Annotated in this window: 26 protein-coding genes; all 26 read right to left on the bottom strand. The window is 32.4% G+C overall.

Going from position 1 to position 13,089, the window contains the following annotated elements; genetic code table 11:
• Positions 1 to 5: 5 nt before the first annotated feature.
• Positions 6 to 329: a sel1 repeat family protein gene (locus tag ACUW6H_RS02855; RefSeq protein ID WP_444817843.1), complete on the bottom strand. Its 324-nt coding sequence runs from the start codon at positions 327 to 329 to the stop codon at positions 6 to 8.
• A 189-nt stretch (positions 330 to 518) separates the two neighbouring features.
• Positions 519 to 707, bottom strand: coding sequence for a hypothetical protein (locus ACUW6H_RS02850; RefSeq protein WP_209283185.1), 189 nt, complete (start codon positions 705 to 707; stop codon positions 519 to 521).
• 43 nt (positions 708 to 750) lie between these two features.
• A complete protein-coding gene (locus tag ACUW6H_RS02845; protein WP_444817844.1) occupies positions 751 to 897 on the bottom strand; it encodes a hypothetical protein in 147 nt (48 codons plus the stop codon).
• 254 nt (positions 898 to 1,151) lie between these two features.
• Complete coding sequence (locus tag ACUW6H_RS02840; RefSeq protein WP_061586962.1) at positions 1,152 to 1,460, bottom strand: barstar family protein; 309 nt, start codon at positions 1,458 to 1,460, stop codon at positions 1,152 to 1,154.
• Positions 1,461 to 1,699: 239 nt separating this feature from the next.
• Entirely contained in the window at positions 1,700 to 2,131 is a 432-nt protein-coding gene (locus ACUW6H_RS02835) for a DUF4265 domain-containing protein (protein WP_414338398.1), read from the bottom strand.
• Between the two features lie 68 nt (positions 2,132 to 2,199).
• The gene (locus ACUW6H_RS02830) at positions 2,200 to 2,541 is read right to left on the bottom strand and encodes a hypothetical protein (RefSeq protein WP_444817845.1); all 342 of its coding nucleotides are present in this window, start codon (positions 2,539 to 2,541) and stop codon (positions 2,200 to 2,202) included.
• 13 nt (positions 2,542 to 2,554) lie between these two features.
• The gene (locus tag ACUW6H_RS02825) at positions 2,555 to 2,836 is read right to left on the bottom strand and encodes a hypothetical protein (protein ID WP_454360931.1); all 282 of its coding nucleotides are present in this window, start codon (positions 2,834 to 2,836) and stop codon (positions 2,555 to 2,557) included.
• A gap of 305 nt (positions 2,837 to 3,141) precedes the next feature.
• Positions 3,142 to 3,843, bottom strand: coding sequence for a hypothetical protein (locus ACUW6H_RS02820; RefSeq protein ID WP_454360929.1), 702 nt, complete (start codon positions 3,841 to 3,843; stop codon positions 3,142 to 3,144).
• Positions 3,844 to 3,939: 96 nt separating this feature from the next.
• Positions 3,940 to 4,326 (bottom strand): ankyrin repeat domain-containing protein, encoded by a 387-nt coding sequence (locus ACUW6H_RS02815; RefSeq protein WP_454360928.1) that lies wholly within the window; start codon positions 4,324 to 4,326, stop codon positions 3,940 to 3,942.
• A 242-nt stretch (positions 4,327 to 4,568) separates the two neighbouring features.
• Positions 4,569 to 5,087, bottom strand: coding sequence for an Imm15 family immunity protein (locus ACUW6H_RS02810; protein WP_454360926.1), 519 nt, complete (start codon positions 5,085 to 5,087; stop codon positions 4,569 to 4,571).
• A gap of 145 nt (positions 5,088 to 5,232) precedes the next feature.
• Positions 5,233 to 6,045 carry a hypothetical protein gene (locus tag ACUW6H_RS02805; RefSeq protein WP_454360924.1) on the bottom strand — a complete coding sequence of 271 codons (813 nt, stop codon included), beginning with the start codon at positions 6,043 to 6,045 and terminating at the stop codon, positions 5,233 to 5,235.
• A gap of 1 nt (position 6,046) precedes the next feature.
• Positions 6,047 to 6,394 (bottom strand): polymorphic toxin type 34 domain-containing protein, encoded by a 348-nt coding sequence (locus ACUW6H_RS02800; RefSeq protein WP_454360922.1) that lies wholly within the window; start codon positions 6,392 to 6,394, stop codon positions 6,047 to 6,049.
• Between the two features lie 62 nt (positions 6,395 to 6,456).
• Positions 6,457 to 6,570 carry a hypothetical protein gene (locus ACUW6H_RS02795; protein ID WP_454360920.1) on the bottom strand — a complete coding sequence of 38 codons (114 nt, stop codon included), beginning with the start codon at positions 6,568 to 6,570 and terminating at the stop codon, positions 6,457 to 6,459.
• Positions 6,571 to 6,736: 166 nt separating this feature from the next.
• Positions 6,737 to 7,426, bottom strand: a complete 690-nt coding sequence (locus ACUW6H_RS02790; protein WP_454360918.1) for a hypothetical protein — start codon at positions 7,424 to 7,426, stop codon at positions 6,737 to 6,739.
• Positions 7,427 to 7,691: 265 nt separating this feature from the next.
• Positions 7,692 to 7,988 (bottom strand): hypothetical protein, encoded by a 297-nt coding sequence (locus ACUW6H_RS02785; protein WP_454360916.1) that lies wholly within the window; start codon positions 7,986 to 7,988, stop codon positions 7,692 to 7,694.
• A gap of 28 nt (positions 7,989 to 8,016) precedes the next feature.
• Positions 8,017 to 8,130: a polymorphic toxin type 50 domain-containing protein gene (locus ACUW6H_RS02780; RefSeq protein ID WP_454361276.1), complete on the bottom strand. Its 114-nt coding sequence runs from the start codon at positions 8,128 to 8,130 to the stop codon at positions 8,017 to 8,019.
• Positions 8,131 to 8,147: 17 nt separating this feature from the next.
• On the bottom strand, positions 8,148 to 8,495 hold the full coding sequence (locus ACUW6H_RS02775; RefSeq protein ID WP_454360914.1) for a polymorphic toxin type 50 domain-containing protein: 348 nt from the start codon (positions 8,493 to 8,495) through the stop codon (positions 8,148 to 8,150).
• Entirely contained in the window at positions 8,458 to 8,703 is a 246-nt protein-coding gene (locus ACUW6H_RS02770) for a DUF7683 domain-containing protein (RefSeq protein ID WP_061586973.1), read from the bottom strand. Before ACUW6H_RS02770 ends, ACUW6H_RS02775 begins: the two co-directional genes overlap by 38 nt.
• The gene (locus ACUW6H_RS02765; protein WP_454360911.1) at positions 8,700 to 9,122 is read right to left on the bottom strand and encodes a colicin E3/pyocin S6 family cytotoxin; all 423 of its coding nucleotides are present in this window, start codon (positions 9,120 to 9,122) and stop codon (positions 8,700 to 8,702) included. The genes ACUW6H_RS02770 and ACUW6H_RS02765 overlap by 4 nt, the downstream gene beginning before the upstream one ends.
• Positions 9,074 to 9,226 carry a hypothetical protein gene (locus tag ACUW6H_RS02760; RefSeq protein WP_414162708.1) on the bottom strand — a complete coding sequence of 51 codons (153 nt, stop codon included), beginning with the start codon at positions 9,224 to 9,226 and terminating at the stop codon, positions 9,074 to 9,076. Before ACUW6H_RS02760 ends, ACUW6H_RS02765 begins: the two co-directional genes overlap by 49 nt.
• Positions 9,227 to 9,422: 196 nt before the next feature.
• Positions 9,423 to 10,058, bottom strand: a complete 636-nt coding sequence (locus ACUW6H_RS02755) for an Imm43 family immunity protein (protein WP_454360909.1) — start codon at positions 10,056 to 10,058, stop codon at positions 9,423 to 9,425.
• A 356-nt stretch (positions 10,059 to 10,414) separates the two neighbouring features.
• Positions 10,415 to 10,897, bottom strand: coding sequence for an SMI1/KNR4 family protein (locus tag ACUW6H_RS02750; RefSeq protein WP_454360907.1), 483 nt, complete (start codon positions 10,895 to 10,897; stop codon positions 10,415 to 10,417).
• A 38-nt stretch (positions 10,898 to 10,935) separates the two neighbouring features.
• Positions 10,936 to 11,313, bottom strand: coding sequence for a hypothetical protein (locus ACUW6H_RS02745; protein ID WP_454360905.1), 378 nt, complete (start codon positions 11,311 to 11,313; stop codon positions 10,936 to 10,938).
• Positions 11,314 to 11,492: 179 nt separating this feature from the next.
• Positions 11,493 to 11,846 (bottom strand): type II toxin-antitoxin system RelE/ParE family toxin, encoded by a 354-nt coding sequence (locus ACUW6H_RS02740; protein WP_454360904.1) that lies wholly within the window; start codon positions 11,844 to 11,846, stop codon positions 11,493 to 11,495.
• On the bottom strand, positions 11,836 to 12,120 hold the full coding sequence (gene relB / locus ACUW6H_RS02735; RefSeq protein WP_454360902.1) for a type II toxin-antitoxin system RelB/ParD family antitoxin: 285 nt from the start codon (positions 12,118 to 12,120) through the stop codon (positions 11,836 to 11,838). Before relB ends, ACUW6H_RS02740 begins: the two co-directional genes overlap by 11 nt.
• Positions 12,121 to 12,721: 601 nt before the next feature.
• A complete protein-coding gene (locus tag ACUW6H_RS02730; RefSeq protein ID WP_454360900.1) occupies positions 12,722 to 12,970 on the bottom strand; it encodes a hypothetical protein in 249 nt (82 codons plus the stop codon).
• Positions 12,971 to 13,089 lie beyond the last annotated feature (119 nt).

Genomic DNA, 13,089 nt, shown 5'->3' with positions numbered 1-13,089 from the left:
ATTAATTAATTGATATTTATCAATATTTTTAATTCGTCTGGTAGTTTGGCACCATTTCTATATGCCTTTTTAGCCCAAAATATGGCTTTCTCTTTATAGCCTTGTGTGAAAAATAAATCAGCTAAATTGAATTGGGCAATTGGATGTCCATTTTTTGCCGCTATCTCTAGCCATTTAAATTCCAAATCTTGATCTAAAGATACAAACATATGGTATTGATACAATTTAAATGCTGAGTTTTTATCTCCATTAGTGGCCTTCTCTTCGAGAATATGAATTTCTTCATCTGAAATCCAATAAATACTACCTGTTGATATGCAATTAGTCATTTTCTCATTCCTTTCTGGTTGTTGTTTACATGATATTAAAGGTGTTGATTCCCATCGGTGTTAATTTCCCGTTACTTGGGAACCAAAGATATTCATTTGATGCTTTAACTATAGTATTTAATTCATTAGCAATTTGTTTTCCGAGAGGGTTTGCTCCTTTTCCTGTATTACAGGATAAAATCTCAACCGTCATACTTGACTTATAGTTAGGATTTTTTTAATTCTCGCTGCTAATTTTTTAGCATCTAATCTTTCACCTGTAGCCCCATCTACCATCAACGAAGGATTGTCATGCCCTCCTACTTGGAAAGTATTCGATTTATTGGCAACTTTTTGAACGTAAGAGTGTATGTCTTCATTAGCTGGGAATAAATTCATATCAAGTCCAGCTAAACCTAACCAATCGACCCATACTTAGGTATTAGGTGCAAACCAATAAAGATTCTCGCCCCCCACAACCCAATCGGAAGGGTTGGTGCGCTGTTCCCGTTACGTTCGTTTCGCTCTTCAGTTTACCCCAACCATAATAATCCCCGAACCAAACCAGGTTGCCTTCACCATCGGTCATTTCTCTCGGGATGCCGATTTGGTAGCAGTGGAAGTAGTGGGTTTGTTGTCAGCTTTCGCCATCTTCAGTTGTCCAGTCGTGGACTTGCGCTAAAGGTTCGTGTGTACCGTAATGCCCTATGTCAGGATTGGAAGTTTCATGCAGGCTACGACTTGCTACATTATATGTATCTTTATCATTATCTGAATTGTCAGGACAACGATTTTTATATAAGAAGAAGGTCGTCTGAAAATCATTTCATACAAGCATGTAAGTTAGAAATTTATTGTAACTATTTTTTCATGATTATTTTCTTCCCAGTATTGTTTGTAGAAAGATAATGCATCATGTATTAAATAATATAACTCACTATTTCTATCCTTTAGTTTATTAATATTATTAAAATTCAAAATAATTTCTTTCTCTTGAATCCAACTTAAATCTCTCATGCATTCATCTAAAGCATCTAAATTTGATCCAAAATAGCTTGGAAAATTAAGTTCTTGATTTAATGTATTTAAAAAAATTTGTTTTGTTTTTAATTTTAATAAATTTATATCTATGATCTTTTTATTGGTATTCATAATGCAACCTCCCTATGCTTCCTGCTAAATAGGTTCAAATATTTGCAGAATTGGTACGATTTTTCCATTTTCCAAGGTAGTAGAATCCGTTATTCGGTATAGATATAGCTATATCTGCCGTCCGGGGGAACTTCTTGCAAGAGGTGGCTGCTACCACATAGTCTTAAAATTTTTACTACGTAAACAATGCTAGAATTTTCTACATATTGCGATATTACGCAAGATATAGCTTGCATAAATTATTGTGCCAAATACCCTGTGTCATAATCTAAATCGTCAGTTTCCACAAACTCATCTAAGAAAAGATATATTTCTTCTATATCTACTGGAATTGGGATGTTTATCGCATAGAAATTTACATTAAATGCTTCAAACTCACATCCAAGATCTATTAGTTTCGTTAGTATTTTATCTTTAAATTTCTGATTTTCATTAAAGAAAACAATCCGCAATGTACTATTTTGACTATGAATTATCGTTTTATCATAGAATAAGTAATTTTCTTCCGTTTGTATTCCACTAACAATATCACCTAAAGAGATTTCTTTGCTATAAAAAGGAATATTATTTATTTTAAGATAGCCTTCTTCAGTCACTTCTGCCCAAATGCTTTCCATAGATACTGGAGGATAACCATCAATTACTTCTAGATTTAAAAAAAGCTTTTTCATTTTCATTACCTTATATAACCTTGCTACCTACTGTAGGAACTTAATTTAACAACTCGCACTTGGTTAAGTTAAACTTTAGTAATATTCTTTATAGAATCATACATTAATTCTTCCAAATAACTAATATTTTCATTGCAAATAGTTATTTCTTTGTCTTTGAAAAAATAATATCCTCTTGAGTCAGATATATCAACCATTCCTTTTGAATTCTCTCGATTTATAAATAACTCTAAAACTATTTCATCATTATCGTCGTATATAAGAATATTTTCCTTTAAAAGTAGACTGAATACAATTCTTAAACTAGATTGTTTTAAGTAAATATCTAAATCCGCTTTAAGAATTTTATCATTTGAAGCTTGAGTTTCTCTTAATTTTGTAAAATGTTCAATTATTTTATTAATTTCCATTTTAAACCTCCGTTTATTTAATTATTGCATTTTTGACTGCTTGCGTAAATGAATGTGTGACATCTGTTCCCCTAGTAGAAGCCCATTCCTTCAATTTTATAAAACCAGGGGCATTAATTGGCCGAATGGATACATGATTTCCATGATCATTAATGGCCTCAAGTCCTGATTTTTCAAGTTTTGAAACATCAATTGCTTGGCATTTTCCAGTAGGTTTATCCATTGATGTAGATAAGCCACTTAAAGTATCCTTCCCAGGTCTTTGAGTTAAAGTATTATCAGTTGCAGAACCCATTCGATATACGATGCCTTTAGTTAATTTTTGGGATAGACCTAACCAATCAACCCATCCTTGCGTATTCGATGCAAGTTGATAAAGGTTAAGGCCCCCTAGCAACCTAATCGCGTCTTGGTCAGATTGGACGGGGGATCTTTTATTGAACTTGCCGTTCATATGGAACATATCGCCGGTGCGCACGATATAGCGTTTGCTCATTGTAACTGAGGAAGAATGGCGCATCGGCCAGGCTAGTTTGGTGACGGTACGGGAAAGTATGTCCTTGCTTCCCGGAAGTTATAAACAAAGTTGGATAGTACTTATTATTTTTTTTGTGTTTCGACACTAATTTCCTGGTTAAAATTTTGGATTAATTTTAAAAAATTAATGATTAAGTTGATTTGAGTAGTGTTAAATATCATACTTTGGTTTCTTAGGGCAATATATAAAAATTCAACAACGTAACCATATAAATAAAATTTAGATAAATTAGAAAAAATATATTTTAAACAGCAAGGAGTAAAATATAATATAGCCTTATTAGTATATGCTTGCCACTCTAATGATTCAAGTATTGAGAGAAAATCATCGTATGTTATCTCAATCCAAGTTTTAGTAGATAGTTGCGTTATAGAAAATATATAAGAGTTATCACTATCATCAAAACTTATGATGTTATTTTTATCAACTTTGAAAACTGGAAAAGTAGTCCTAATTTTTTCCTCTAGATAATTTCGTTCTTGTATATATTTTACCTCCGTAAGAAATTTTTCAAATTCACAATATACCCCTAAGTCTTTGACAAACTTTGAAATATATTCTAAAAAATCATAAATGATATTGATTTCATCTTTGGTTAAAGATTGCAGTAAATTAAATAGTTCACTCACTTCACCTTGGGATATATTAGAATAATAGCTAAATAATTCTATGAAACAATCATTATCTATACTAGGGTTTTCTATTGAGGTTAGTAAAAGTGTGTTTAAATGTAAGGCATTTTCATTTTTTTGTTTATCTGACATTTGATTTTTAATTAATAAAATTAGATTGTTTTTTATCATGTCTTACTTTCTACATTTTAAGGTGTGGCACCATTTGATTGATTTATTATCTATTTTTTATTTACGTTTATTAAAATTATTTAATAGTTTTATTATCTTCTCTTTATTTTTGCTGGATGAGTTAATTGCAATTCTAATGGCATTTTCTCCAAATTCATTTTGTATATTTTTATCAGATCCATTGTCAAGGAGTAATTTCACCATTTCTATATTTCCAAACATGCATGCATAATGTAGGGGTGTATATCCTAAGTCTCCTTTAAGATCAATCAATGCCCCATTTTGAAGAAATACAAGAGCATCATTTAAAGAATTATTTCTGGCTGCAATATGTAAAACTGTATCATCCATACCTCCTACTTGATTTATATCTTCAATAGTGTCACCCAAGAAATCAGGATGCGTTTCATATTTTTTTAAAATACATAATAATTCTTTTTCCATTAATAATACCTATAATTGTAAGTTGATAAATTTAATATCTGGATTTTATTTAATACTCGTGACACAATTTTCTTTATGCTCTTTTTTAGATTGTTGAATCTGTTTTTACGTTCTTGTATTTTTTGAGTATGACTGTCTTGGCCGTATTCGTAGGCGGTTTTGGCTTAGATTGTTACGGAATAAATGTTTCAGACGACCTTAATGTATGCGTTAGGAGGAGGCTAATTCTATTTACGCTTGTTTTAAATATCCTTCTTTTTTAATAAAAATATCCTGAAAATTTCATGGCCAAAACCGTCATCAAATTTAGAGTAAACAATGTTAAAAATGCCTTTATAATTAAAATCAGATGAATATTCATGTAACCATGAGAAATTTTCTAAATTTAAGACTGGATAATTTCTAAATGTATTTTCATATTTCGACCTATAAATACATATGTTAGGTATATAAAAACTATATAGATTATGTGATACAGAACTTATATCCGGGTATGTTATACATATTGATAAATCGTTATCTATCAGAATATCTTTTGCCATTAAATTTATATTATTAATGTAAAACAGTGCAGTATTTAAAAAGAACAAATTCAACTGTTTTGGGGATAGCATTTTCAAAAATGGTTTTTCTCTTCCAGTTCTAGTAATCAAGGGAATTTCCTCAAATTCAACAGGATGCTTAAGTAATTTAATAATTTCATCATACTGATATGATTTTTCAGTTTTTGCTAACTTTGTTAATAGTTTTAAGTATTCCATTATGTATTCCATCCATGGCAAAATAAGAAATCTCTATCATCTTTAGAGAATGTGGGGATCATCGATGTTTATCGTGAGTAGTGCGGTTGGTTTTACTGGCTTTAAAGACGAAAGCAGGTTTGAGGTTGAGGCGTACGTCAAGAAACTATTTAAATTCTTCTAATAATTTTTTTCTTAATTCCGCAAATTCATCCGATAAATTATTTTTAAGTTCAGTATAAATTTCATCATCGATTTTACTTTGAGTGAATAGTGTCTTTTCAATATAAGGTATAACTTTTTTAGAACTAATTGAAATTAAAAATGCAATAATTTCATTGTAAATATAAGATTTTTCATTAAATTGGCTTAGTTTATCTATTAGTAAATTTTCAATTGATTCTGATCTATAATGTTTTCCTTTTAAACCATACAATACCCATGAGATAATTTTGTGATGCTTGCTGTTTAAATTTTTTATAAGATATTCTTTTATATAATCTCTTTTTGGGAAATATGCAGAACTAAATGCAATAGAAATAATTATAGAATATCTATTTATATTCCAAATAGAACTAATATTATTTTCTATAGTGAGAAACTCTTCTTCTCCTAGATTATATTTTCTAAATAGATGTCCTAAAGAAGATATTGCAGATGATTTCACTTTAATACTTTTGTCATTTTGAATAGAGTAAATTAATATAGAGAAAATTTCTTTCAATTCCGTAGTGCTAAGTTTTTCTTGCATTTGTCCCAAGATAAAATTTGCAATTTCTCTATGTTCACTATATCGACTTGTTAAGAGAATATTTCTGATTATATCAATAATCTCTTTATACTGAAAAAATTGTAGTCTTTTTGCTGCTTCATATTGAATAATAGTATTAGAATGTAGTAGTTTTTCTAATAAGTCATTAATTGATAGATCTTTACATTCTAAAAAAGCGTCAAAACTTGAAATTCTATCATTTACCATATTATTTTTTCCTGTTACACTTATCATTCGAATGTTGAGAATGGCAACATTCCCAAGCTTTTTGAGTAGATTTAGCTTGTTTGGCAGATATTTGCCCACAATCAATTAATTCTTGCAATACTTCACATTTATCTGGTTTTTTTCCTGTGCTTTGAAAATACTCATTTATTCTTTCATAAATTTGATTAGCAACCCCAGTATCTACTTGATTTCCATTTGCTGCCATCATTACTGTATCAAGCGCTTTTTTCCCTTTTTCATAAATAATACCTATACCTAAAGTTACAAGCGCAGCTTTACTTAACACAATCAATTCAGGAGCAATAAGGGGTATTGCAAAAACTGCCAAGTTTTTAGGGTCTTTCGATCTTTGTACGTTCAGTGCAAACTGATACAGATTCTCCCCACCCATTAACCCAATCGGAATGGTTGGTATGCGCTATCCGTTACCTTGGTTTCCTCTTTCAGACGAGCCCAGCCGGTGTAGTTACCGAACCACAGTAAATTGCCGTCCTTATCGGTCATCTCTCTCGGGATGCCGATTTGGTCGCAGTGGGAGTAGTGGGTTTGTTGTCGGCTTTCTCCGTCTTCGGTTGTCCAGTTGCATACCTGTGCCAAGGGTTCGTGTGTACCGCACATGCCCTACGTCAGGATTGGAAGTTTCGTGCGGGCTACGACTTGCTAACTCAATCTAGTGGTCATTTTTACTATTGTTATCATTGTGTATCTCAATATTTTTTTTATGTGCGAATAATAAATCTAGAATTTGAGATATATTCTTTGAGTCAGGGAATTTTCTAGGATTTTTTATGTTTACGAAATTATCAATTTCCAAGTTGTGTAAATGACTTATTAGTAAAATTGTAGATAGTGGGTATTTATATGAGGAAGGATTTTTTAAAATATCCTCTATTGCTAAATTACTTCCAAAATAATATTTTTTCATTGGTAACACATAATTATCGAATATGGCAATAATTATCTCATTTATTTCATTTTCGGATGTTTCTGGATATAAAGAAATAATGCCAAAATCTTTAAAAATAGAATCAAATTTTCCAAGTTCTGAACCATGTACTTTAAAATTACTTGGTGTGTCATTTTCATCAAAAATATCGTTTATTTCAGGATAAAATTTTGGGATAGTTGTACTTAATTCTATAAATTTTTGGTCTAGAATATTTTTCTCATTTATATAAGAAACGATAGAAAATGAGCATAATGCCCCAATTTTTACATGCTTACCTTTTTTAAATTGGAAATTAATTTTTCCAAAAATAATGTCATTAAAAAAGAGTGAAATAATACAATCGTGTTTTTTAAATGAAATATGGTTAGCTTCTAAATATGAGCAGAAGCTATTTAATATTTTTTTCTTCATTTTTTATACCTCAATAAAATAAATGTTATATCACTTCCATTGACATTAACAACTTTGCCTATAGAAGTTAAAATAGTTCCTTCTCCTTTTCTTGATGTATTTGCATTTGTACAACGACCAGTTGGTCATACAGGTCGTAGAAATAGTTCTGTACTTCGCCGTCGGGCAGTTCGCGGTGGATGGGGTTTACGAGGTCGTCGTAGTAGCAACTTGTGGCGTTGTAGGTTTTCAGGCGGTTGTCTTGAACGGTAGGGCTAAGAGTTATTTAATCAAATTTATTTTCAAATCTCATAAAAAAACATCCTTTATATGTATTCAATAAAAGAATATTATCATTATTTTCAATAATATATATTTTCTCATATAGAAAATTTGGAAAATCAGCCAATACATCTGTAACTGCACTATCTATTGCTTCATACTCATCATCTGTCAGTGGTGAATCAATATATACATAAAGAGCAAATAATTCTTCGGTCATATCAAATGCAATAAGTCTGACTTTGTTACAAATTGCCCCAAGAAAAGCCATTTGCATACTTAGAATAATTTCTTTTTTCATAATTAATTCCTCAAATAAAATATAGAATTTATGTTATATCAGGCAATGCAGGAACAATATGGGCTCCTTTTTTGGATGAATGAATTATTCCCCATCCTGTCGGAGTCTCGTCTCCTGTATCCTTATCAACACAACTTCCAATATTATAAAATGAACTTTCTATTTATTTTGACTAATACTTCTACTAATTTGAATATTACCTTGATGAAAAGAATCAAATAAATCCTGAGTATTTGCAGTTAGAATGCTCCGACCAGGGATAAAGTTATTATGCCCCGCAATATGTCTACCCTGTTGCCCTATATGAATGACTATTGAAATAGATAGCCCCAACGGTTCAACCCACCCTGCATCAGGTTCGTAATACCTGAAAAAGTTGTAATGCAGCCCCGTTTCACGGTCGCAATACTGGTTTTGCAGGCGGAAGGGGTGGTATGCGCTATCTATAAATATGATTTTTGAATTTTGCTTAAATATTATCTTCTTCGCAAGACAAGAAGTAGTCATAATTATTTATGTCTAACTTCTCACATAAATAAGGTTCAATTATTTTTGCAACTTCATTTGATATCCAATATTCTTCATACATCGGACCAGTTTCATGAAAAATTTTTTGTAAAAAATCGAGAGATGGTTCATTCTTAAAATTTATAACCTCAATAAATTTTTCTCCATTTTTTTCAAATTTTGATATAAATCTTATGATTTTTTTCACGGTTCTATCCTTCTGTTTTTAATGGAGTCTTTTAATTGTTTGCCAGTCTTGGGGTCAAATGCGCCAAGGTGTTTTCCTCGTTTGTCATATTTTTCAACTTCTCCATGTTGAGAGTCCCATTCGAGAATGCAGCCTCCCGGAAGCTTCCAACGTTTTCTTAATCCTCCACCTCCTTGCACAGGAGTTTTAGGCTTTGCTCTTTGGGCACCTGGAAAGCCAGGAAGAGAAGATGGTGCTGGAATAGGAGCAAGCCCTAGCGGGTCAATCCACCTTTGTACATTCGGAGCAAACCAATAAAAATTCTCCACACCCTCTAACCCAATCGGGTCCTGATTCACAAACCGTTCGACCTCAGGCTCGTAATACCGCATCAGGTTGTAATGCAGCCCAGTTTCACGATCGGTATATTGGTTTTGCAATCTGAACGGCTGGTGCGCATACTTGTATACCCGCTCATATTTTTCAGACGACCCCAGTCGGTATAGTTGCCGAACCAAACCCGATTGCCTTCGTCATCGGTCATCTCTCTTGGGATGCTGATTTGGTAGCAGTGGAAGTAGTGGGTTTGCTGGTGGCTTTCGCCGTCTTCGGTTGTCCAATCGCGGACTTGCGCGAGCGGTTCGCAGCTGTTGTTTTGCTCTCTCCCCAGCCCTCTCCCACGGGAGAAGGAGTAGATGTTGGGATGGAAAAAAGTTTATTCAACACTTCTTTGATTTATATTAATCCCAATAAAAGTCTGAATTATTTAATTCCTTCCACTCTTCCAAAGAATAAAGAAAAGGCAAAGAAAAGTTTTCCAATATTTTTTCTTTTAAATTTTCTGACACCATAAATGCTCCTGAATAATTATAATTGGTAGACAATAAAATATCCTTATCTGAATTAGTATATGCCTCCAGTGAATAATCATCTTCATCTAATGCTAAATCTGGGTAAACAATTTCATCCTCAATTTCCCAATCAACTATTCTTACTAAATAATAGACTTCATTCGTCAATAACTCACCTTTTGTATTGACAATAATTGCTTTACTCATTCCAAAATCATGATTAAACCCGTATTTTTTAATAAATTCCAAAAAATGAGCTGACATGATAAAGAAATCATTATATGGAAGAGAATCAAAAGTAACACCTCTTGCTTTCTTTAAGCAGACATAAACCTTTTCAGGCATTGGAGGAATTTCTTGTCCCTTTACGAACCAACTCCATGGAAAGTCAAAATCAGGATGCGTTTTTTTAGGGTTAAACTTCTCTGATATACCTAGAACACCACTACTTACACGTGGTAACCCCATTTTTGCTGCTTTATCCATGCTTTGTAGGGCATATCCCCATACTATTAATTTTTTCATAATATCCTCCTAATCTAATCGTTTGGGTGAGTTGGTAGATGAACATCCTCCAACAGATATGGACTTACTCAAACGTTTTTTTAACCTTTCTTGTAAATTTCGTACACGCTGTCGCACTTGTGCCTGTAATCGACCATGATATGGTTGCGGTAGGCGAAACCGCTAGTTCTTTGCTGTCACGTCCATAAACGGCAGTCAAATCGCCGTAGCCGTCGTCGGGGGATGAAATTTGAAAGAGGTCGTCTGAAAAACAGAAATCTCATGCTTACTGCACACATCCTACTTCGAGATTGAAGGCTTCATGCGAGCTATGTCTTGTTACACTTACTATATATACACGACGCTACGCCAGTTTATCAATCATCAGGATTTTCTTCTAAACAATTTAAAAACTCATCAAATGATTTCGCAATAATAATTGAATTTTTTTTAAAATTAGCTTCTCTTGATATATTTTCACTCCATACATCCCTTACATAATAAATAATTTGCCGACTATTTTTTTCTAAACAGAGGTAATTCCCTCCCCAATCAAAAGCAAAAGGAATCAGATTTATAGGTAACTCATTAAGTTCCCATTCATTTATTGTTCTTCCTTCCAAAGTAAAATCTGGATCATCCTCAAACTGCTTAGAATATTTCATTGGAATGAAGTCGCGAATTTCAATATAGTCAAAATCGATATTATCATTGACAAAACAAGAAAGAGTGGGAGTACCTCCATTCCATTTGAAGTAATGTGACTTGAATGAAGCTGGAAAAGATACTTCTAATTTTTTTTCAACCTCATTGAAATCATTTTCAGATAAATTTTTATCGCAATCATAAAAACTAAGCATAACAACCTCCTTTAACAATTTAACAAGCACCAGTCTCTTCACTTTTGGAGCGGTTTTCTTACCTCGATGTTATTTTTATAAATGTTGATTAGATTTCCCATCTCATCATATTCATAAGCAAAATCCATTACTTTGTTATCATTACTATATTTCTCAAATTTAATTAATTTTCCATCTTTATAGAACCCAATATAATAAGATATATTCTCTTTGCTTTTGCGGATATTGTCTACCTTATCTAAATTGATTTCATCATACAATTTTGCAGGATGGTTATACTTAGGAAAAGTCATTCCTAAATAGTATCTAACAGTCAAATCATTATATTGAGTATTTTTTGTAAGTTGTTGCGACATTTTTAAAGCTCCTGTCAAAAGCAAAATAGTTCCAATCAATCCAATCAGTAACTTTTTCATTTTACTTGCTCCAATTTTAAACCGTATTTTACAAAGATATGCTCTATAGTGTTTAAATCTTTATTAAATCAAGGTTTCTAAAGGGGATATAGCTGTAAAATATTATATATACCGTATTGTTAAACCAAGACGGTAGCAAAAATTAAGTTTTCGTAGCTTATAAACTTAAGAAAGTTGTCTCAAGTATTTGGCCTTTTTATATTGTCTTTTTGTAACAAAGTAACGTAGTCACTTTTAGTATGGAATAGGTGAGATAAAAAAACAGTGTTTCGTTTTTGGTCAATGAAGTAAAGCAAAACATATTGATCTATAATTTTTCCTCGTGTGGGATACTTGCTGTTAATCTTTACTCCGATTCTCTCATCAGCGTCAAAGCCTGCTTCAGGAAAAATCTCTAAACTTTTTAAGCTATCTAAGATTTTAGCCACAGTATTTTTGGCGGATTGAGGGGATAGAAGTACCGTAGCTATATAGTCGTGTATATTGTCGATAGCTTCCTCGACCTCTTTTGAAGCAATCACTTTATAAGCCATAACGTACCCTCATATCGTTTAGGGAAGTTCCTTCGCCTGCCTCGTATTCTCTCAAGGCACGCTCAGATTGGGCTTGTAATTCTTCAATCAACTGTTCTCTATGTAAATCTTCGGCCGTCTTAATAGGCAAATCTTGCTCCAGGACTATTTGCTCCACAAATAAAGAAATAGCATCTGTCATTGTCATTCCCTTTTCCTTGATAATTTTTCGAGCTTGTTCCATAGTGGCTTCATTCAGTTTAAAATTGTATTGTTTCGATAAAGTTATAGCCATGATATATCTCCAATCTATACGTTATAGATTGATTATATACTAGATATAGACTTTAATCAAGAAAAAAAGTTCTGTTTGATGACAGAACTAAGTTATTTCAATCAGAGTCATATTGCGATATGTTTTGATAAAATCACGATAAATCAGATACTTTTTATCATGATCAAGCAAGTCATTAAAGAGGTTAATAACTCCAGTTTTAAAGGTATCAATATCCTCAATAACAAGAAGAATATAAGGCGATATTTGTATTAGATGGATGTTATAGTTATCCTTGAGACGAATTTTTTATAAAGCCCTCTTGGGATGTGTGTTCTTATAAACCCGCTCATCCTTTTTTTAGACGACCCTAAGCGGTGTATTCGCCGTACCACAAGAGATTACCGTAGATGTCGGTCATCTCGCGCGGTAAGCCGATTTAGTAGCAGTGGAAGTAGTGGGTTTGTTGGCAGCTTTCTCCGTCTTCGGTTGACCAATCTTGAACCTGTACTTAAGGCTCGTAGGAATCCGGGAAACGAATCCAGTTTACTCTTCGAGGCCGTCTGAAGCTTCTCCGTCTTTCTTGAAGATTTTGACTTTAACCAATTTATTGAGGCTCGTCTCAATCTACAGCTTGCTTATTATTAATAATAGATTTTTTAGCTATATGTATTAGATCTTTATAATTTTCCATAAAAGGTTCTTCTAATGTGGATTCTAATAAGCATTCTAAGTCAAATAATATTTTTTGCTCAGCTTCATCAATAATTTCATTATTTTCAACGAACTTAACAAGCCATTCCAAAAAAACTAAGACTTCATGGTTGTTTAATTTAATAATATAGTCGTTGGACTCTTTTTTAATTTCCATAATATTATAATGCTCCTTGAGAAACTACATTTTGTAAATGACTGGTAATGAGATTGTTAAAGAACCAATATTTCAGACGACCTTAAAGAGGATAGTGAGGTCGTTTGAAAAACAGGAAC

The organism is Streptococcus sp. 151470009-6 (assembly GCF_053628175.1).
Note: the sequence above shows the minus strand (reverse complement) of the source record. Positions and strands in the feature narration are given on the sequence as shown.